This window comes from Citrobacter sp. CK180 (genome assembly GCF_030333655.1).
Taxonomy (GTDB): domain Bacteria; phylum Pseudomonadota; class Gammaproteobacteria; order Enterobacterales; family Enterobacteriaceae; genus Citrobacter_B; species Citrobacter_B koseri.
In genome coordinates this window covers 206,925-225,186 of the sequence record NZ_JAOWFM010000043.1, presented here as the reverse complement: position 1 = coordinate 225,186, position 18,262 = coordinate 206,925, and the positions used below count along the sequence as shown (strand labels likewise).

Genomic DNA, 18,262 nt, shown 5'->3' with positions numbered 1-18,262 from the left:
TGCCAAATTACCTGGCATCATGGCAACCACCAGAACGGAGAGATGCCGGAGCGGCTGAACGGACCGGTCTCGAAAACCGGAGTAGGGGCAACTCTACCGGGGGTTCAAATCCCCCTCTCTCCGCCACTATTCAAGCACTTACCATAACGCCTGTCAGTGACACAAATCCCGTTGAGAAAAAATGAGAAAATCCAGTGAGAAAAAATAACGCCAGTTTGCCCACCGGCGCTACGTTTAAAATCACATTTTTCTGTTTAATGTTGGGCTAATTTTTACCTTACGATCATACACAAGTACCTGAGATTCAGTTTTATGCCCACTGAATTTTTGTTTGTCTCGTCCTGTTCCTTCATAGTCAGAAATTCCTTTCGCTTTCAGATCGTGGAAAGTGCAGTCTAACGGTCTTTCAAGTTTGTCCGCTGCCGCTGTTCTTGCTTTCCTCCAGGCCTCGTTAAAACCTTTATACGAATATCTCTCTCCGTACATTGTTTTAATAACGGCGCCATCCTCCCCCCAGTTGCGGCATATATCTACGGCAGCACGGAGACGATCTGTCCATGCTTTGATCTGCTTAACACCAGTTTTGCCCTGTTGTATAAAAATTCCCTTCTCCATTATCTGATTCCAGTCCATTTTCAGAACATCGGAAACCCTGGCCGCACACAGATAAGCGATCTCCATCGCTGCCTTAACCGGATCGCTGGCGTGCTCGTAGATCGCCACATATTCTTCATCAGTGATATAACGATCACGCTGTGGTTTGGGGAATTTGTCTACACCGACGCATGGATTTCCGGGAACAAAACCTCGTTGATATCCCCAACGATAAACGCGTGACATTGAACTATGCTCATGATTTGCCTGAACCCGGCTTTTTTTGCCTCTGGCATCCATATAACGCCGGACATGCTCTGGTTTAATAGCTTTAGCTTCTGCCTCGCCAAATACGGCCAGTAAATATTTTTCGTGTGCCAGGTAATCTTTCTGCGTTCTGGGGGCCAGATCTGCATAATCGGCGCTGTTGAGGAATTTTTTCCATAACTGGGAGAATGTCAGGATATTTTTCCTTCCTTCAATCACCTTTTCAAATGCTACCCAGACTTCTGCTTTAGTTGCGTCAGCAGGAGCTAGTTTTTCTGTTGTTCCACCGGGCTTCCAGTAGTAACCAGAAGGGCGAAAAAATACGCCCTTTGGCATCCACTCGTTACCGGGTGCGCGTTTGCGACCCATAATCTCACTCTATTGCGTTAAAGTTCATACCCGGAGTGGGCTGGGATCCTGCTGGTGGTGTTAATCGCTGAATGGGATGATTAATGTGATACCAGGTCGTTTTTACTGAACCGTCCCGGCGCTCAATAAAGTAAATGCCATTCAGCGTTAACACTTCTTTTTGCAGAGACTTCTGGGGTGATCCAGTAGCTTCTGCCAATTCTTCATCAGTCAGGAAGCGATCGCTCATGAGTCTTTCTCCACTTCAACTCAACCGGCTGCACCCGGTTACTTAATGTGGCTATGTGCCGGGCCTAATACAGTACCCAGTGTTCTACTAATCTGTTCGCGTAATTGCTGGCAACCGCTATACTTCATGGCCGTGCTATGTAACTGGTTCACCAGCTCGCGGTAAACGTGAGGCGGCAACTTGTAAGCGTCACTTACAGGTTCATCGTTCTGAGCATCACGCAGAGCGTAAAAGACTTTGTTACGCAATTCGTTGAACTCGTCAGAGCGAATATCTTCAGCGCGGTACGGCGGCGCCATTAAGCTATAAACTATCGACAATTCACGTTCAGATAACTGGATATTTTTCACTATTTACCTCCGTTGAGCATGGCGGCGCGGCAGGCGTCACCTTTGCGCTCATACTTAATTCCTGCAACTGCCAGTGCAGCCATAACTCTTTCAATCTGAACGACAATTCCTTCATCGCTGAGGAATTCGTGCGGAAGTTTCACTACCGGCGCAGGCTGCGCGTGGCGATAGAGCTTGATCACTCTTCGAGGGTCTGCGTGAGACGTAATTGGGTTCACGGTGAACATGTATCCTAAGCCGTCTTTTTCAACATCTCTCAATTCCTGCTCATCAGTCCATGCCACAGGCTCCGCCTTCCGCACTTCCAGCAGTTCATCAATCGCTTTCACAGCATCAGACATTGCGTAACCAAGATTGCCGCCGTCACTTTGTGCTGCTGCTTTGCCCAAGATTTCACGAATGCGGCGCAGGCGATCGAGTGTTACTGGGCCGTGCGCCGGGTGGCTGTTACTATCAGCCTTGCTGCGTTCCTGTAACTCTGCCGAATCAACCCCTTTTCTACGTTCTCTATCCAATTCAACTTGCAGTTGGATAACCCACCGGGCAAGCTCCCCCTTTTCACCACTTTCCCGTCGTAGATCCTCCAACCGATATTTATCAATCATCGCTGTTGTCCTCGCAGCAAAAGTGACGGCCTTCTGGGTCTGTGCTTATGTGCCCGCAGATGTCACATTCAATTTCACCAGGAAAAGGATTCCCGTCACCACCAGGCCACTCATCCAACTCATCTTCACGTTGACAGCTCTTGCAGAGAGTATTACCAACCCACATGTCTTCTTTGCATCGCGGGCAGCGGTCTAAATCTTCGTCTTTCATTCTTCACGCTCCTCACAAACGTGTAGCTCTGGCTCATCAGCCTTGTAATAACCTCCGCAGATTGTGCAGCGCACTTCCGGGGTTTCATCGAAATTTGAAGTGCCGGTTATCATTGGGCTGCTCCTTCGTAACCGATGGCTTGTGCAATTTCAGTCAGTGTTTCTGCGCCTTCACCCACCGGCTCATTCATCCAGTCGAAGGACACAAGCCGTCCGTCTTCGATAACCCCGATGTTAAAATCATCACTGCCCTGTATTTCCAGACCATGCTTGATTGCCTCGTCGCGCTTATCGAATTCAACGTTGTCTGTCGTGTATTCGACTCCATGACCATTCTCGTTGCACCACCAGCACTGCTGAATAACGATGTATGATTTGCTCATGACTGCACTCCTTTGCGAAAAGTAGAGACAAAACCAGCAGCGCCAGCAGCACCACTTTGCAACTCTGGTGTTGGGCTGGTCTGCGCTAATTCGGTGAAACGAGCTTCTAACTCATCAATCAGCTCATTTCGCGCGTGCGCCCGCACTTCAGCCAGGAAAGCGGAGGTTGCTGGTGTCAGGTCGCGCAGTTCTCTCTGCGCTTCCAGTAGGTGCATGTTGCTACGTGTTTTTGTGTAGCGCTCGACGATGCGATCGCATTCTTTAGCCCAGCTTGTTACGTCTTCACGGAGAACGGTATTTTCAATTGCCAGTGATTTACGCTGTTCCATCGCTTCACAAAGCGCGACGCTGGTGCAGTCGAGACGGTTAGCAAGCTCATTCATAATCTGAGCTGATGCAACCGGCAGATATTTAGCAGCGGTACGAGCTGCATCTATCAGTTGCTCTCTGGTCATGCGTGGTTGTAACTCAGTGACGTTTTTTGAGGTCGTCATGGTCAGTTTCTCCGTGTTATATGCGCGCTGCACCGCGCTGAATTTTGGTTGCACGAATCCCTCGCCATAAGGCGAATAAAAGTTTTGGTTTCGTTTCAATAAATGCCCCATCCAGAGGCACTTAGTGCAACGGGCGACTGCCATCGCCAGTTCGTTTCTCCACAAAACAGACAAGAGCACCTGCGGCTGCAACCGCCCGGGTGGATTGGGTTATGAGCCTGTCGCCCAGTGATGCCCTTGTCTGTTTCGTAAAAAGGGCGGTACCAGAAGGACTGATGGAAAACTGGAACCGCCAACACTACACACAGCAATTTATTGCCTGTCTTTTCACCACATCAGGCGGTGGACCCTGCTATTCCCCAACAACAAGGATTCAGTTAATCTGATTATTCCCTACAGCAATAAGAGTATTTATAGTGATAGCTGAACTGTCGGCGGCTATGGCCGCCATAAAGGAGACCGCTGGTCTCGCGAGAGTCATTAATGACGCGAAAACGGATGCTGAAGTTAAAGCGGCAACTATTGAACTCCAGAGTAAATTAATCACGCTTCAGGCAGAGTGCTTCTCCCTTGGTGATGTGATCCGTCTACGTGATGAAGAAGTTGTCCGTCTCAAAAATGTGATCACTGAATATGAGAGTTTTGAAAAGAAAACAGAAGATTTTTTCCTCGATAGATTTGAAACTGATGCTTTAGTCTATTCTGAGAAAAAAGTGATCGGAGGAGAGGAAACACTCATCCATTACTGTTCTCAATGCTTTAATCAAAGGGTTATATCGATACTACAGCCAAGTTCTCAAACATTTTATGATGCTGCACGAGAACAACATTATACGCAGTTGCATTGTCAAAAATGCGATGCTGTTTATGGCAAAAACAAAATGCATTTTAAAGAATTGAATTACGGCAGCACCGTAAGTTGGGAATAACCAGATTGTTAAAGAGCGAAGCGTCCGATGGGCGCTTTTTTGTTGCCTGCGAATCATCCGGTCATTCATACGCCACCGGCGGCTACTTCGTGGGCGTCCTGCCTGTTCGCTGCTGATGAATTAAATCTAACTTAACTTAGCTTTTAGATCAAGAAAAAACACCAAACTACTCTTAGCTTGATGTTAAGAGGAAGATTAGAGGTCGGTTAAAGCTCGTACTGAACGCCTTTGACAACTCCGATGATCAGGCAATTACCGTTAATGGAAATGTTTGGATAGCGAGGATTTAAGGGAACTAAGAACTTTTGAGGCCCATCGATGACGAGTTTTTTTATGGTAGCCTCGTTTGTACCATCAAGCCTGGCTACGACTATCTTTCCATGAAGTGGCTCTGCATCAGGATCGACTATGACTGTTGCTCCTTCAGGGATTGTCGGGAGCCCATTAGGGTTTGTCATAGAATCACCTTTAACCTCCAATGCAAAGGAACTATCCCCTATCCGGAGTGATGTCTCGACCCACTTCTCTACTTCACTGAAAACTTCTGCTGCTTTACATTCTGTAAACTGTCCAGCCTGAACCCAAGATATCACCGGAATCCTTCGCATCTTGGTTATCAGATTTCCTTCAAATTCAGTGCCATAGAGTATGTAATCAATTGATGTGTTGAAATACTTTGCAAGTTTCGCAAGTGACTCGCCGCCTGGTACATTAACGTCTTTTTCCCAATACCCAACCGCCACATCACTAACACCGCAGAACTTACCCAGTTCTTTCTGCGAGGTTTTGGTTATGCGCCTGAGAGCTTTGATGCGCTGACCGACAGTTTCCATTTGAACACCATAAACAAATTAAAAGGCTAAGCAATCTTAGTTTTTATTGACCAAAGTTAGATTGGTTATTAATATCTAATCAAACTTAGCAAGGGAGGCGTTATGACAACCGATGACATTGAAAACTACTTCGGCAGCACTGAGAAAGTTGCCGAATTTTTTGGAATCACAAGCGAGGCCGTTTACCAGTGGCGTAATAGAACTGGTCGCCTTATCCCGAAAGGACGTGCAGCTGAAGCAGCTTATCGGACCGGGGGAAAATTGGTTTTCCATCCCGACCTTTACGAAAAGCGTAGCGAAGCTTCAGTAAAACTCAAACCACAGGAAGAAGGAGGGAACCGTGGGTAATGAACCTATTTGGAAAATCGAACGACAGCCAGCCTGGCTGGTGGTCGCTATTAAAAAGACCATTACCGATCTGCCTGGTGGTTATGCCGAGGCGGCAGAGTGGTTGGGGGTAACTGAGAACGCTCTGTTCAACCGGCTACGTGTCGATGGCGATCAGATTTTCCCGATGGGATGGGCGATGGTGCTACAGAAAGCTGCTGGTGTTAGTCACATAGCCGATGCATTTTCTCGTCAAACAGATAACGGGATCCACATTCCAGGCGCAGCGCCAGAGATAGAGAACGAGGAGATTGGTTTAAAGCTGGCTGAGCTGGTGGGAAGACTCGGGGATCTGGTTAACGCATATCGCCGATACATCGATGATGGTGTGGTTGATAAAGGGGAATGGGACAGTCTGAACGAAATAGCCTACCAGTTCCGGGTAACGCTTATGACATTTCTGAACCTGATATCACGTGTTTATTGCCTTCCTGAAAAGAGTGACGCCCGCGAGTGTGCAGCTCCGGGCGCCTTGGCGTGTCGTATCAGTGGAGAAACTAACGCATGAACAGTTTAACGGTAAAGAACCGCATACCGCAACTACGTGCATTCCCTGTTCGGGGTTACATCATGTTTCGGTATGAGCGCAGAGTATCAAACCGCTGGGTTGCGTGTAACCACAGTCGTGCGACCGCAATTGTGGGGGTATTTAACCGGAGGGCGGCGCAATGGTTCAGCAAATAAACGGGGTTAATGTTCTGGCACCAGCACCTTTGCTGGTTAACGGTCGCGTAACGATGAGCGGTCGAGAAATTTCTACGTTGACTGGCAAGCAACATGGTCATGTTTGCCGGGACATCGAAACAATGCTGGAGCAGCTTGGGGAACGCTCTGAAGGGTATATCCATATTTGGACACACCCACAGAATGGTCAGCAATACAGAGAGTTTCGCCTTGATCGTGAGCATACCGAATGCTTAATCACCGGATACAGTGCTGTGCTACGGATGAAAATTATCCGCCGTCTGAGAGAGTTAGAAGAGGGGCATACGCTGCTGCCGCAGACCCTACCGGAAGCACTTCGCCTGGCTGCCGATATGGCAGAGCAGAATGCGGCGCTGGTAAGCAAGGTGCAACAGGACGCGCCAAAAGTGGCATTCGTAGAACAGTATGTAGAGGCCGGTGGTGCGAAAAGCCTGCGGGAGACCGCGAAGATCCTCAATATGCCTGAAAAGGCGATGATTGACGCTCTGGTGCGCGACAAAGTCCTTTTCCGACAGTCCGGCAATCTGCTTCCACACGCACTGCGCCAGCGTGATGGCCTGTTCACTGTAAAAACCGGTTCATCTGAGTTTGGTCATGCCTATACGCAGACCCGAGTAACGCCCCGCGGCGTCCAGTGGATAGCTGATCGCTACGCTTCAGAACTGATGAGAGGCTGATATGGAAGAGAATATTCAGCCACTTAACCAGTATTACCAGGATCACCACGGAATCATTGTCCATGTCACCGGGTACGATCACGATCGCCAGCGCGTTATTTACCGTCGCGCCGGTTATGAGTGGGAGTGCGCCGCGCCCAAAATTATTTTTCGTGCCAGATTCAAGAGGATAGACAAGTGAGCACATTGATTCAGCTTCTTGATCGTCCGATCGCATATAACCCGGCATTTGCAAAGTTAAAAGCAGGGAAAGTAAAGGCTGGCCCGGTTGCGGCAGTATTCCTTTCCCAGCTTGTTTACTGGCATAACCGAATGGATGGCGGATGGATGTATAAAACCCAGGCCGATATCTCATCAGAGACGGCGCTGACGCGTGACGAGCAGGAAACAGCGCGTAAACGCCTGGTAGCGCTTGGCGTGCTGGAAGAAGACCGCCGGGGCGTACCTGCAACAATGCACTACCGCATCAATACCGAACGGCTTGAAGCGCTTCTGCTGGAGACGGCGAAGCCAGTGAAGAAGGTCAGCCAGGATAAAACCAGATTGCGGAACCTCCAGAATGTGGAAACCCCGCAATCTGGATTGGTGCAATCCCGCAAACTGGATTGCGGTGATGCCGCAAACAAGAATGCGGAAGTTCAACAAACAAGTTCGTGGCAACCCACCGAACAAGCCTGCGGTGATCCCACAAACTTTCATACAGGAGATTACACAGAGAATACTCAGGAGACTACACAGGAGAATAACCCCTCTTGTCCGGTTCCTGCGGAACCCGACCCTGAAGTGACGATTACCGATCAGGCCATCGAGGTTTTAACCCACCTGAACCGGGTAAGCGGCTCCCGTTTCCAGAAATCAAAAACCTCTCTCGAAAATATCCGTGGGCGGCTGCGCGACGGGTACAGCGTCAGCGATTTGAAGCTGGTTATCGATCTGAAACATGAGCACTGGCATGACAACGACGAGCAATACCAGTACATGCGCCCCGAAACCCTGTTTGGGCCGAAGAAATTCGAGGGTTACCTGCAAAGCGCCACACGCTGGGAAAGCCGGGGCAGGCCACCACGCGATGAATGGGGGAAAAAGCAGCCGGTAACTACGGCGCTTGCCCGTTCAAGTTTCCAGGGGGTTGATTATTCGTTACCAGAAAATTCGGGGTTTCGCCAATGACGACAAATAAATATTGCCAGGTGCTGGCAGAACTGCGCAACCGCAGGGCGCATTATCTGAAAGATGTTGGCGATCAATGGCGATCTCCAGATTTACTTGTCTGGGGTATCAATGCCATGTTCGGTCCGCTGGTGCTGGATCTGTTTGCAGACGATGACAATACCAAGTGCCCGGCATGGTACACAGCCGAAGATAACGCGCTGACGCAGGACTGGTCAGATCGTCTTGCAGAACTCGGTGGCGCCGCATTTGCCAATCCACCTTACAGCCGCTCGCAATACCACGAAAAACAGGCGGTCACCGGCATGACCCATATCATGGCCCATACAATGGCTATGCGTGAAAAGGGTGGGCGCTATGTGTTCCTCATCAAAGCGGCGACAAGTGAAACATGGTGGCCGGAAGATGCCGATCACATTGTATTCATTCGCGGGCGTATTGGGTTTGATCTGCCAGTGTGGTTTGTCCCTGCCGACGATAAGCAGAAGCCCACTGGTGCTTTCTTCGCGGGTGCCATCGCTGTTTTCGATAAGTCATGGCGTGGCGAGCGGTTCAGCTATATCAGTCGTACGGAACTGGAAGCGAAAGGGCGGGCGTTTATGGCGCTGGCTCAATTTGCCGCGACAAAGGTGGCGCCGCCAGTTCCGGCGGAAGAGGTTACTTCTGCTGCTGTAGATCTGCCAGAAGTGGAGTCGCGTATCTGGCCGCTGGAAGTTGGTCTGGTGTTCGATCAGGTTGAAGGCGTGGATTCTCTGGCGTTGGCCCAGCAGAACAAGTTGAAAGCGAACATCAATCAGCTTTGGCTTGAGCGTATGCCCACCAGCGAAATCATCACCGTGGCTGGTGGTCTGGTAAACAGCATGCAGGGAGCCGTCAATGCGTGAAATTACCCTCATTCGGACTATCACCATAAAGAGCTGGTCACAATGCGTCATGCTCCCGGTTCAATGGTGCTTTGCTGGCACTGTGAGAACCGGTTACGTGAGCAGACGACAGAACAACTTGCAGAGCTGGCACGCCGTAACGTGATCGCGTGGGTTATTGATACTGTGCTGGTGGCGCTTGGGTACAACCGGGAAAGAGAGCTTTCACTCGGTGAGCTGTGTTGGTGGGCGGTTTACGCTGGTGTCGCTGATGCCATCACAGAAAGCATGGCTGCCAGTGCGTTGCGGTTACCTGTTGAGCCTTTGCAGTCCGTTTACAAAGAAAGCGATATCACTCCTTCTTTGCCCGCCACAACGATTTTTAAGGAGAAGATTAAACCAATACAACGCTGTACTTTGCCCGTAGAGCATGCAGAGCAACAACAAAAGGTTCTGGCATTGAAAGCCGATCCTGAAGCCCCTGAGTCTTTCATGTTACGGCCGAAGCGTCGGCGCTGGGAAAACAAAATCTACACAGACTGGGTGAAAACTCAGCCGTGCGTCTGCTGCAATAAGCCAGCTGACGATCCCCACCACCTGATAGGTCACGGACAGGGAGGCATGGGGACAAAAGCGCATGATCTCTGGGTGTTGCCTTTGTGCAGAAAGCATCACGACGAGTTACACGCGGATACCGGGGCATTCGAAGAAAAATACGGCTCTCAACTGGAGTTGATATTTCGTTTTATCGATCGCGCGCTGGCAATAGGCGTGCTGGCATGAACAGTGGAGATAACATGCGCGACATTCAAATGGTTTTAGAGCGTTGGGGTGGGTGGGCAGCTAGTGATAGTTCAGGAGTCGATTATTCCCCTATCGCAGCTGGCTTTAAAGGACTTCTGCCTCAGACAAGCAAAACTCGTCTTTCATGCACCGATGATGATGCCCTTATCATTGAAGGTTGCTTAGCTCGGTTGAAGAAAAAAAAACCATACGAGCATTCGCTATTGGTTGCACATTATCTATACGGTATCTCAAAGAGGAAGATCGCAAAAGCGCGTAAGAAGGATGAGAAGCTTATCCGCATTGAAATTCAGATGGCAGAGGGTTTTATAGACGGTTGTCTGAGTATGTTGGATGTAAAGCTCGAAATGTACGGCTGACAGTTAGCGAAAAATAGGCTCTTGATAGAGCCTATTTTACAAGTGGGGGAAAATGTTACGAAGTGAGTACCAACATCTTGAAAAGGTGTACAAAGAAATCAGTAGTGAAGAAAGGCCAAGCAAGATAAACAAATAATCAATAGGATTTCCTTTTACAAGCAGATCATCTGGAAGAAACATTGCTATTAACGGGAAAAAACAAGCAACAATTAATGTTGCACCTGTTGACAGTAATCGATTGATTATCAAAGGAAGAATGTTATTCCTTTTGAGTGCGTTTATCGCCCCGTCTTCGTCGTTTTTTGCGCTACTAAAAATCGATATAGCAGCAAGAACAAAACCAAACAGAATCCCAGAAACGGTTGATAAGACCCCTGCAGTGGTCAAGACATCAGCGTGCTTCATGGGTTTAAAAACCAATGAAGCACCATAAGTTATGGCTAAAAGGAGGGCTAGTTTCCAAAGTAGAGTCAGAAACACTCTCATTGTAACCTCCTTGATAATTTTATGGTCTTACTGCAAGCTCAAACTGAGCAAGGTAAGCTAAGTTTTCAATTTTAGCAGATGTCATAGCTGTTCTGATATCAGAATCAGATGGATAACCGCTTTTAACTACGATTGTGCGGGTACTAATTAGAACCTGATCTAGCAAACTTGTAGGTGTTGTATTAGACGGTTCCGTAACATCGATTTTTTTGATTTGTAAGCCTCCAGCCCCTTTAGGAAACAGTTCAATCAGCTCTTTAATTGCATCAGTCACACAAGTTTTTAGATAGTTGAAGCCAGCTTTCTTTGGGCGAATTCGTCCGCGCATATTCAGTCTAAGGTGCGAACCGCCCATACCCACAACCATATCGACTATGTCCTTAGTCAACTCATGCTTGAAGTGATAGTTAGCTTTATTGAAGTTTCTCGGGGCGGCAACAGTCAGGTCAAAACTTCGTAAGATGTTGCCATCTTCAAGAAGATCTTTCATGCTCTCCTGCTTCCAAATTGCTTCGAACCGTATGTTCTGCATTTGAGTTTTATTGTAAAGAATGAAGGACAAATCATTCACTTTTGGTCCCAAATGATTAAGTGTCATTACCAACAGATCGGTTTCGTAATAGTAAATAAAGTAGGTTCTCTCAACAACAGAGTCTTTATCACTCAACGGGATGGTTCTTTCACTTCCAGTCAGCCCGTCTTCAATAAAAGGCAGCAGACAGTCCCTCCTCCAGGATATATAACCAAAATAGCTATGCTGTTTGTCATCTTTATCAAGGGTTACTAGCTTTAGCCCACGATTCTGGGTTTCAGCTGTATGAACATAAGGAAGTGATACAGGAGCAGCCCCAAGCATTTGCTCGAAGGCGAGTTTTGCGACTGACGGGCCGTCTTTTTTGCTTCCATTACCAGTAAAAAAGCCCACACGTACTCTTCGAGTCTTCTTTTGTTCTTCTGTAGTCATTACCGATCCAATTAAATCAAGAGGCATGGTCATAAAATTACTATGATTTAGCAAAAAAATCATTAACGCGGTCCGCAGTTTATCATTTAATGTGTTAAGAGTGGTCACTTAGACACGGCCTTAAGGTTCTGTTTCCGTGAACTGTTTCATAGATTGACCTCTCCCTCCCTGCTAGTAATGGAGTTCCGCACAACAAGGAGAAGGTATGAGTAAATGTGGCAGTTGCGCTAAACCTTTACGACGTTCTTTGAAAGTGATGCGCGAGGGAGTCTCCCTCAAGTCATGCCCTGAATGTTCAGGAAGGGCAGGGTATCATGTGTTTTATCGTTTAGAAGACTTTGGTGACCGGGAAATGGAGGACGGAAGAATAATCCCCCAATCTTGGTGCCCAGCGTGCAGAGCCGATGTTCCTTCATCGATCTCACCATTTTTTGTCTGTAAATAATTAAACACAGCAAATTTATAAGGCTCACTTCGGTGGGCCTTTTTTCTTTCCCCTCATGTTTGAGAAGACTTACCGCAATTGTGGGGTTTTTCGTTGTTGGGTGTAATGGTAAGCTGCCCTCGTTGCGGTGAATCCCACTAGCGTAGGGGCGAAAATGACAGTAAGTGCTTTGCATTTAGGGAATAAGCAACTGATATGCTCGCGAGTCATGGGTTGTCAACCAAAGGCTCACCGGGAGGCACCCGGCACCGCAACTCCAGCCGCCACTAGCTCATCGGGACAGAGCATCAGCTTTCTAAGCTGACGGTGCGAGGTTCGAGCCCTCGGTGGCGGACCAGTTTCTTCCTAGTTTACGCATTACCAAAAATAAACCTTGCTATTGATTTTTAGCTGTGTGACTAATGGATTGTCGGTTTAGTACACAGACATGATAAAGCGGTTCAGTAAAGCAGCCCTCATCTCAGGTGTTATCCATAGGTAATCCTTCGTTTTGAGCCTTCTTATCATTAGTAATTAAGTTCTGTGCGAAAACCATTTCGCCGTAAGGCTCTGTATATTGAGGTATTACCTATGTCTAACAAATTGACTGGTTCAGTAAAATGGTTTAATGAGTCCAAAGGATTTGGGTTCATCACCCCGGATAACGGTAGCAAGGACGTGTTTGTCCACTTTTCTGCCATTCAGAGTAATGGCTTTAAAACCCTGAATGAAGGTCAGAAAGTAGAATTTACCGTTCAGGATGGTCAAAAAGGACCTTCTGCTGGCAACGTTTTTGCGGTTTAAAGACTGGTTCAGTTTTCCTGGGTTCACTCGAATTGAACGCCCTGGTCCGCGACCTGCGTCAGATACAAAGTAGGTTCATCCAGACATAAAAACCTCGCCCTGGCGGGGTTTTTATTTTTGTTAACACATCCGTGTTTATCCAAAAGCGCTTCGTTAAAGTCCGAACAACCGTGGGTTATTTGTTGGATGGAGTGCCTTTTATACGGCTCAATCAGTGCAATGGTTTGTATTGACAGATTGGCAGTTTGTTTTTATAAAAGCGTCGCTTCCGTATGATTGTGTTCTACAGTATCAGTTATGGGATGCGGGAGCTTCGCCCCTGTATCTTTACAGGGGCTTTTTATTTGGCTGTGGTCACAAATCTGGGGTCTGGCAAGCATGGGGAGCCTGTGCTGGTTCACCTGTTGTACATCCCGGGCCGAAGTGAAAAAAATTTTCCTGGCAGATCTTGAAAACTGTGTAAGAGGAATTATTTTAATTATCGGACAAGCAATGCTTGCCTCTATGTTGAGCTTTTGAACAGGAATTCAGGAGGTTAATTATGGCACTCAGAACCTTGTCAGCACTCCCGGTATTTGCTGATTCCATTTTCTCAGACCGTTTCAACAGGATTGACAGATTGTTCAGTCAGTTAACGGGGGATACCCCTGTAGCGGCTGCGCCTTCATACGATCTCAAGAAACAGGATTCGAATCGTTATCAACTTACGGTAAGCGTTCCCGGCTGGAAGGAGGATGAGCTTGAAATTGAAACCGTGGGTGGAAACTTGACTGTTGCTGGTAAGCGGGCCGAAGAATCTTCAGAAGAAAAAGAAAACTGGATATATCGTGGTATCCGACGCGCGGATTTCCAGTTAAGCTTTTCTTTACCTGAACACACTAAAGTGAGCGGTGCAAAACTGGAGAATGGTCTTCTGCAGGTGGATATTTACCAGGAAATTCCTGAAAGTGAGAAGCCTCAGAAAATAGCGATAGAGAGTAATCAGAAAGTGATAGAACATAAATCATAATTGGGTGTAAGTCTCAGCAGACTAAAGCTCCCGTTTATGTAACTACTCTTTATTTCGATATGACAATACCTTATATACTTCACCTTTCGGCCTGCTTTTGCAGGTCTTTTTTTTGTAAAAAAAAGCCCGCATTGGAGTACGGGCATAACACAGAGCAAATAGCTAATCTTCAAGTTGTCTTCATCAACTTGTGAGAAGAATTTAACCTTAAGCGAAATTTATGTAAAGGCATTATTACTTATCTGGTTATTGGCTGCCTTCGGGGCGGCTTTTTTTATTTCCCCTCGTACTGAGAGGAGCCACATCAATAAGAGGGGGGCTAAATGTCCGATCCATTAACCGGCGCCGGCGCAGTTCTCGGCGGTGGCCTGCTGGGCTCCGTTGCGTATGGAGTTTTTACTCACACCGACTTTGGCGTCGTTTTTGGCGCGTTTGGCGGTGCAGTATTTTACGTCGCAACAGCAACAAACCTTACACGAGTTCGCCTGGCAGCATATTTCCTGACCTCGTTCATCGTCGGGGTGCTTGGAGCCGGATTTGTTGGTTCCTGGCTCAATGCCGCCACGCGTTATGAAAAACCGCTGGATGCGCTCGGCGCAGTAGTTCTTTCTGCACTGTGCATAAAGATTCTAACTTTCCTTAATAATCAGGATTTGAACAGCCTGTTTGGTGTCTTTACGCGGTTACGCGGGGGAGGGGGAAATGGTAAGTGACCCGACAGCACTGCTTAACTCGATCACCTGCGCGGTGATAGTTCTTGTTCTGATGTTCTACCAGCGCCGGGGAGCACGTCACCGGCCTTTTATTTCGTTTCTGGCGTATCTGACCGTGCTGGTTTACGCCGTCATTCCTTTGAAGTTCATTTTCGGTCTGTATCACGATTCAAACTGGCTGGTTGTGCTGGTGAATGTTCTCATCTGTGCCGCCGTGCTATGGGCGCGGGGAAACGTGGCGCGTTTAATCAACATTCTTCAGAAATAAAAAAAGGGAAGCGCGACATCTCCGCTTCCCTGAAAGTTCGAGGCCTGGTGTTGTTCTAATGAGGTGGAGTATCGACTTTAGTCAAACTCTGTTTCGCATTTATTACATCACACCTTGTCAGTAGTTTTTTGTCCTGCCTCAATATCGGGTTAATCACATGAATCAACAACAATTTCAGCACGCGGCTGGTGTAAGCGCTGGATTAGCTGTGCGCTGGTTTCAGCATATCGACGCGGCAATGAAAGAGTTTGGAATTACAGCAGTTAACGATCAGGCCATGTTCATTGCACAAGCTGGACATGAGTCTGCTGGCTTTACCTTGCTGGTAGAGAATTTTAACTACTCGGTAGACGGGCTGAAAAAAACCTTTGGTAAACGCCTGACGCCGTATCAGTGTGAAATGCTGGGTCGCGTCGATGGTAAGCAGGTCGCCCACCAACCGCAAATAGCCAATCTGGTTTACGGTGACCGCATGGGTAATAACAGCCAGGGTGATGGCTGGAAATATCGCGGTCGCGGCCTGCTGCAAATCACTGGTCGAGAGAACTACACCAGGTGCGGTACAGCGCTGAAACTTGACCTTGTCAGTACGCCGGAGCTGCTAACGCAAGAGCGACATGCGGCCCGTTCGGCAGCATGGTACTTCACGATGCGCGGTTGTCTCCTGTATTCGGGGGATGTGGAGCGCGTCACGCAGATTATCAACGGTGGGCAGAACGGCATTAAAGACCGCCGTGAACGTTACGCCAAAGCGAAAGCCGCGCTGGTCTGAGGTCACTATGGGTATCGAAATGATTATCGGCCTGGTCGCAGCGGTGATTGCTGCTATCGCCGGTGCTTTTGGTTTCGGACATGCGCGCGGCACCAGCAAAGCAGAAGCCAAAGCAGACAGGCAGCGCACCGAAGAGAACGCCGCCGCATCGGTAGCGGCAGCAGAGCGACAGGCAGAAGTGACCAGAGAGGCCAGCGATGTACAGCAGACTGTTAATCACATGCCTGATGACGATGTTGATCGGGAGCTGCGCGAACAATTCACCCGCCCCGGTAGTCGTTGATACGGGGTGCCTGTGGTCGCGAATTATCTATCTGACAGACCACGACATTGATGTGCTTGATAAGCAGACGAAGCGCGACATCCTGGCGCATAACAAAGCGGTTGAAGTCAACTGCCATAAACGGCAGTGATGACGATCAAAGTTAAATAGGAATGGTCTTAATTGTTAAAAACTCTGAGAGTAAAGTGTATTTGCTGTAATCGACAGCGTCACTCTGGGAAAAAACAATGGGACAGCATTATTATGTTAATAAGAACACACAGGCGAATGGAGACCACGAAGTTCATGTAACCGGATGTTCTTTTATGCCAGCAACAGAAAATCGTACTTATCTTGGCATTTTCGACAGTTGCCGCCCAGCGGTTCAGGAGGCGAAAAAGTACTATACGCAGTCTAACGGTTGTTATTACTGCTGTAATTCGTGTCATACCTCGTAAGCCATATCTATTTTGTACCAGGGCTGCCTTTTGGCAGCCTTTTTTATTAGCAGAAGCAGGAGAAGAAGCATGTTAACAGTAAAAGTGGTATCACCTGGCGGTGGCGAAGAAATTCATTGTGGACTGAGTGTCGGTTTCAACCCTAACCAGCAGAGTATTGCGGTATCGGGAATGGACAAAAATGTGTTCCTGAAGCCGGGAGAGGTCGCCTACGTGATGAACCAGAACGGTAGGACAGTTTCTCGCTACGAGCACATTGACCGCCAGTAGCCATTACAAAGCTCACTTGCTGGTGGGCTTGATAATGGTTATCTCCACATGGAGATATGACAGACGCCTTTGGCGATGGATCTTTACAATGAGATTATTTTTTATATTATCTGATTGTTAACCCACGGAAAGTTCAAGGAGGTCTTTTTGACCCAGTTTTTGGACTTCCCCTTAAGCAGCCGTTGATCGTGACATCAGGGTTCCTGAGCCAGGGGTAACAGAAATCGAAAGGCTAATGAGAAGGGAGAATTTCCGGGATGGGCGACCATCTTGAGAGTTTTACCACCCGCGTCTGGGACGTTGGAGTCTCCCGCCTTACAGGTCACGCTGTTTGGTTAATGCATGAAAAGCCAAGGGGCTCAGGTGACGTTGGATTGTTCGGTCCCATGCTGGTCTAGGACTGGTCGGGATAACTGAACAAGCTAATAATTCGCGTTAACTTGGTCTGCCTTTCACCTTAACTAACCGCCTACAGGCGGTTTTTTATTGCCATTTTTATTTGGTCGGGATTCCGACCGTTGTCCTTGTTGATAATGCCTCCAATCCCGCAAGTAATATCTGCGGCATTTCCAGCATTAACGATGAGGAAAATATTATGCATGACGTCATGTTGTTTGGTCGGGGATACTCTGGTGAAGTTTGGCAGACAGAAAGTCAATCAAGCCTGCTAGAACTCTTCGAAAGACCTGACATGCATTTGCTAGATGGGTTAAGTGATACAGAGGACTTTGTGTTTGTATCATTTAAGATCTCGGTGCAATCGATCCGAGGGGAAAACTATCTAATTGCCTTTGCAGACAAAAGACCTTCGAGCGAAGAAATTGAATGGGCATTTTTCCACGGTGACAGGAAACCAGGGTCCATAACTGACTAACATATAGCCTCGCAAGTGCGGGGCTTTTTTATGTGATTAAATAACAATAATTCTCATTTGTAAAAGGTACTCCTGGCGATTCTGAACACCGAGGGGGCGAGGACACGCGGAAAACGGCTGGTTTTTTGCATTTTATGGGTTTCATCATCATCCGTTTAACCTATTGATTTTACGAGCGTGAGAACTTTGAGGATGTCGAAATGCTTATTTTTTGTTCACCATCATGGATAACGAACTGAAAAACTTCCGGCTGAACATCAATCAGCTGGCAGCCATCACCGATCTGCATCGCCAGACGGTCGCGGGCAAGCTTGCAAATGTCCAACCCGCACCCGGCAGCAATCCAAAACTCAAGCTTTATGCCGTCACCGATATTCTTCGGGAACTACTCACGCGCTCCACAGCACCGGACCTGGTGGATGTTGACAAAATGCTTCCTCCCGATCGTAAGGCCTGGTTTCAGTCAGAGCGTGAACGCCTCAAGTTTCAGCAGGAAACGGGGGAGCTGATCCCGGCATCTGAGGTCACCAGGGAGTTTTCCTCGATGGCGAAAGCCGTCGTTCAGGTACTGGAAACGCTACCCGATATTCTTGAGCGCGATTGCGCGATGACCCCAGCAGCGGTTGTCAGGGTGCAGCAGGTTATTGACGATCTGCGCGATCAGGTCGCCCTCAAAGTTGAGCAGGCCGACTCACCGGAACAGGAGGATATGCCAGAAGAGGAGTAAGTC

28 protein-coding genes, 2 tRNA genes and 1 pseudogene are annotated in these 18,262 nt (G+C 48.1%); 21 read left to right on the top strand and 10 right to left on the bottom strand.

Translation table 11 applies throughout. The features are described from left to right. The first annotated feature begins 36 nt into the window (after positions 1-36). Positions 37-126, top strand: a tRNA-Ser gene (locus OGV50_RS08775). A gap of 114 nt (positions 127-240) precedes the next feature. On the opposite strand, the gene OGV50_RS08770 is transcribed toward OGV50_RS08775, so the two are convergent. From OGV50_RS08770 to OGV50_RS08740, 7 genes are all read right to left on the bottom strand, one after another. Continuing rightward, positions 241-1,230: a tyrosine-type recombinase/integrase gene (locus OGV50_RS08770; protein WP_200075667.1), complete on the bottom strand. Its 990-nt coding sequence runs from the start codon at positions 1,228-1,230 to the stop codon at positions 241-243. 4 nt (positions 1,231-1,234) lie between these two features. Continuing rightward, entirely contained in the window at positions 1,235-1,459 is a 225-nt protein-coding gene (locus OGV50_RS08765; protein WP_115609160.1) for a DUF4224 domain-containing protein, read from the bottom strand. A 38-nt stretch (positions 1,460-1,497) separates the two neighbouring features. Next, positions 1,498-1,809, bottom strand: coding sequence for a hypothetical protein (locus OGV50_RS08760; protein WP_286488498.1), 312 nt, complete (start codon positions 1,807-1,809; stop codon positions 1,498-1,500). Continuing rightward, complete coding sequence (locus tag OGV50_RS08755; protein ID WP_286488492.1) at positions 1,809-2,414, bottom strand: hypothetical protein; 606 nt, start codon at positions 2,412-2,414, stop codon at positions 1,809-1,811. The genes OGV50_RS08760 and OGV50_RS08755 overlap by 1 nt, the downstream gene beginning before the upstream one ends. Beyond that, the gene (locus OGV50_RS08750; protein ID WP_286488491.1) at positions 2,407-2,625 is read right to left on the bottom strand and encodes a hypothetical protein; all 219 of its coding nucleotides are present in this window, start codon (positions 2,623-2,625) and stop codon (positions 2,407-2,409) included. The genes OGV50_RS08755 and OGV50_RS08750 overlap by 8 nt, the downstream gene beginning before the upstream one ends. 109 nt (positions 2,626-2,734) lie before the next feature. After that, positions 2,735-3,007, bottom strand: coding sequence for an antitoxin (locus tag OGV50_RS08745; RefSeq protein WP_286488490.1), 273 nt, complete (start codon positions 3,005-3,007; stop codon positions 2,735-2,737). Further along, a complete protein-coding gene (locus OGV50_RS08740; RefSeq protein WP_286488489.1) occupies positions 3,004-3,600 on the bottom strand; it encodes a hypothetical protein in 597 nt (198 codons plus the stop codon). The genes OGV50_RS08745 and OGV50_RS08740 overlap by 4 nt, the downstream gene beginning before the upstream one ends. 317 nt (positions 3,601-3,917) lie before the next feature. Here OGV50_RS08740 and OGV50_RS08735 point away from each other — a divergent pair, with 317 nt between their 5' ends. Further along, on the top strand, positions 3,918-4,430 hold the full coding sequence (locus OGV50_RS08735) for a hypothetical protein (protein WP_200055850.1): 513 nt from the start codon (positions 3,918-3,920) through the stop codon (positions 4,428-4,430). 206 nt (positions 4,431-4,636) lie between these two features. Here the strand turns inward: OGV50_RS08735 and OGV50_RS08730 are convergent, their stop codons facing one another. Beyond that, positions 4,637-5,263 carry a LexA family protein gene (locus OGV50_RS08730; RefSeq protein ID WP_286488488.1) on the bottom strand — a complete coding sequence of 209 codons (627 nt, stop codon included), beginning with the start codon at positions 5,261-5,263 and terminating at the stop codon, positions 4,637-4,639. Positions 5,264-5,365: 102 nt separating this feature from the next. Here OGV50_RS08730 and OGV50_RS08725 point away from each other — a divergent pair, with 102 nt between their 5' ends. The 8 genes and pseudogenes from OGV50_RS08725 (at position 5,366) to OGV50_RS08690 (ending at position 10,228) form a co-directional block, all read left to right on the top strand. Beyond that, a complete protein-coding gene (locus tag OGV50_RS08725) occupies positions 5,366-5,611 on the top strand; it encodes a Cro/CI family transcriptional regulator (protein ID WP_286488487.1) in 246 nt (81 codons plus the stop codon). Beyond that, positions 5,604-6,158 carry a YmfL family putative regulatory protein gene (locus OGV50_RS08720; protein ID WP_286488486.1) on the top strand — a complete coding sequence of 185 codons (555 nt, stop codon included), beginning with the start codon at positions 5,604-5,606 and terminating at the stop codon, positions 6,156-6,158. Before OGV50_RS08725 ends, OGV50_RS08720 begins: the two co-directional genes overlap by 8 nt. Positions 6,159-6,318: 160 nt before the next feature. Beyond that, positions 6,319-7,032, top strand: coding sequence for a phage antirepressor KilAC domain-containing protein (locus OGV50_RS08715; RefSeq protein WP_286488485.1), 714 nt, complete (start codon positions 6,319-6,321; stop codon positions 7,030-7,032). A gap of 1 nt (position 7,033) precedes the next feature. Further along, the gene (locus tag OGV50_RS08710; protein WP_058667692.1) at positions 7,034-7,213 is read left to right on the top strand and encodes a DUF4222 domain-containing protein; all 180 of its coding nucleotides are present in this window, start codon (positions 7,034-7,036) and stop codon (positions 7,211-7,213) included. Further along, the gene (locus OGV50_RS08705; RefSeq protein ID WP_286488484.1) at positions 7,210-8,202 is read left to right on the top strand and encodes a conserved phage C-terminal domain-containing protein; all 993 of its coding nucleotides are present in this window, start codon (positions 7,210-7,212) and stop codon (positions 8,200-8,202) included. Before OGV50_RS08710 ends, OGV50_RS08705 begins: the two co-directional genes overlap by 4 nt. Continuing rightward, positions 8,199-9,086 (top strand): phage N-6-adenine-methyltransferase, encoded by an 888-nt coding sequence (locus OGV50_RS08700; RefSeq protein WP_286488483.1) that lies wholly within the window; start codon positions 8,199-8,201, stop codon positions 9,084-9,086. The genes OGV50_RS08705 and OGV50_RS08700 overlap by 4 nt, the downstream gene beginning before the upstream one ends. Before the next feature lie 3 nt (positions 9,087-9,089). Then, positions 9,090-9,848, top strand: a pseudogene (locus OGV50_RS08695) (DUF968 domain-containing protein); the annotation flags it as partial. A 14-nt stretch (positions 9,849-9,862) separates the two neighbouring features. Next, positions 9,863-10,228 (top strand): antiterminator Q family protein, encoded by a 366-nt coding sequence (locus OGV50_RS08690; RefSeq protein ID WP_286488482.1) that lies wholly within the window; start codon positions 9,863-9,865, stop codon positions 10,226-10,228. A gap of 36 nt (positions 10,229-10,264) precedes the next feature. Here OGV50_RS08690 and OGV50_RS08685 read toward each other — a convergent pair whose 3' ends face one another. Both OGV50_RS08685 and OGV50_RS08680 read right to left on the bottom strand, forming a co-directional pair. Beyond that, on the bottom strand, positions 10,265-10,714 hold the full coding sequence (locus OGV50_RS08685; protein ID WP_286488481.1) for a hypothetical protein: 450 nt from the start codon (positions 10,712-10,714) through the stop codon (positions 10,265-10,267). Positions 10,715-10,733: 19 nt separating this feature from the next. Further along, positions 10,734-11,786 carry a hypothetical protein gene (locus OGV50_RS08680; RefSeq protein WP_286488480.1) on the bottom strand — a complete coding sequence of 351 codons (1,053 nt, stop codon included), beginning with the start codon at positions 11,784-11,786 and terminating at the stop codon, positions 10,734-10,736. A 597-nt stretch (positions 11,787-12,383) separates the two neighbouring features. On the opposite strand from OGV50_RS08680, the gene OGV50_RS08675 reads away from it, so the two are divergent. The 11 genes from OGV50_RS08675 (at position 12,384) to OGV50_RS08625 (ending at position 18,259) form a co-directional block, all read left to right on the top strand. Next, a tRNA-Arg gene (locus OGV50_RS08675) sits at positions 12,384-12,460 on the top strand. 233 nt (positions 12,461-12,693) lie between these two features. Beyond that, complete coding sequence (cspE, locus tag OGV50_RS08670; protein WP_198448394.1) at positions 12,694-12,906, top strand: transcription antiterminator/RNA stability regulator CspE; 213 nt, start codon at positions 12,694-12,696, stop codon at positions 12,904-12,906. Positions 12,907-13,447: 541 nt separating this feature from the next. Continuing rightward, positions 13,448-13,915 (top strand): Hsp20 family protein, encoded by a 468-nt coding sequence (locus OGV50_RS08665; protein ID WP_058668906.1) that lies wholly within the window; start codon positions 13,448-13,450, stop codon positions 13,913-13,915. Positions 13,916-14,238: 323 nt separating this feature from the next. Continuing rightward, positions 14,239-14,628: a phage holin family protein gene (locus OGV50_RS08660; RefSeq protein ID WP_110494473.1), complete on the top strand. Its 390-nt coding sequence runs from the start codon at positions 14,239-14,241 to the stop codon at positions 14,626-14,628. After that, the gene (locus OGV50_RS08655) at positions 14,618-14,896 is read left to right on the top strand and encodes a phage holin family protein (protein WP_200090750.1); all 279 of its coding nucleotides are present in this window, start codon (positions 14,618-14,620) and stop codon (positions 14,894-14,896) included. The genes OGV50_RS08660 and OGV50_RS08655 overlap by 11 nt, the downstream gene beginning before the upstream one ends. 157 nt (positions 14,897-15,053) lie before the next feature. Next, positions 15,054-15,668, top strand: coding sequence for a glycoside hydrolase family 19 protein (locus OGV50_RS08650; RefSeq protein ID WP_200090749.1), 615 nt, complete (start codon positions 15,054-15,056; stop codon positions 15,666-15,668). 7 nt (positions 15,669-15,675) lie between these two features. Continuing rightward, positions 15,676-15,951 carry a hypothetical protein gene (locus OGV50_RS08645; protein ID WP_286488479.1) on the top strand — a complete coding sequence of 92 codons (276 nt, stop codon included), beginning with the start codon at positions 15,676-15,678 and terminating at the stop codon, positions 15,949-15,951. Beyond that, positions 15,902-16,081, top strand: coding sequence for a hypothetical protein (locus OGV50_RS08640; RefSeq protein WP_286488478.1), 180 nt, complete (start codon positions 15,902-15,904; stop codon positions 16,079-16,081). The genes OGV50_RS08645 and OGV50_RS08640 overlap by 50 nt, the downstream gene beginning before the upstream one ends. 376 nt (positions 16,082-16,457) lie before the next feature. Next, a complete protein-coding gene (locus OGV50_RS08635; RefSeq protein ID WP_286488477.1) occupies positions 16,458-16,658 on the top strand; it encodes a hypothetical protein in 201 nt (66 codons plus the stop codon). Positions 16,659-17,253: 595 nt separating this feature from the next. Continuing rightward, positions 17,254-17,532 (top strand): hypothetical protein, encoded by a 279-nt coding sequence (locus OGV50_RS08630; protein WP_275149052.1) that lies wholly within the window; start codon positions 17,254-17,256, stop codon positions 17,530-17,532. 223 nt (positions 17,533-17,755) lie between these two features. After that, positions 17,756-18,259, top strand: a complete 504-nt coding sequence (locus OGV50_RS08625) for a DUF1441 family protein (RefSeq protein ID WP_047463007.1) — start codon at positions 17,756-17,758, stop codon at positions 18,257-18,259. The last annotated feature ends 3 nt before the right edge of the window (positions 18,260-18,262 follow it).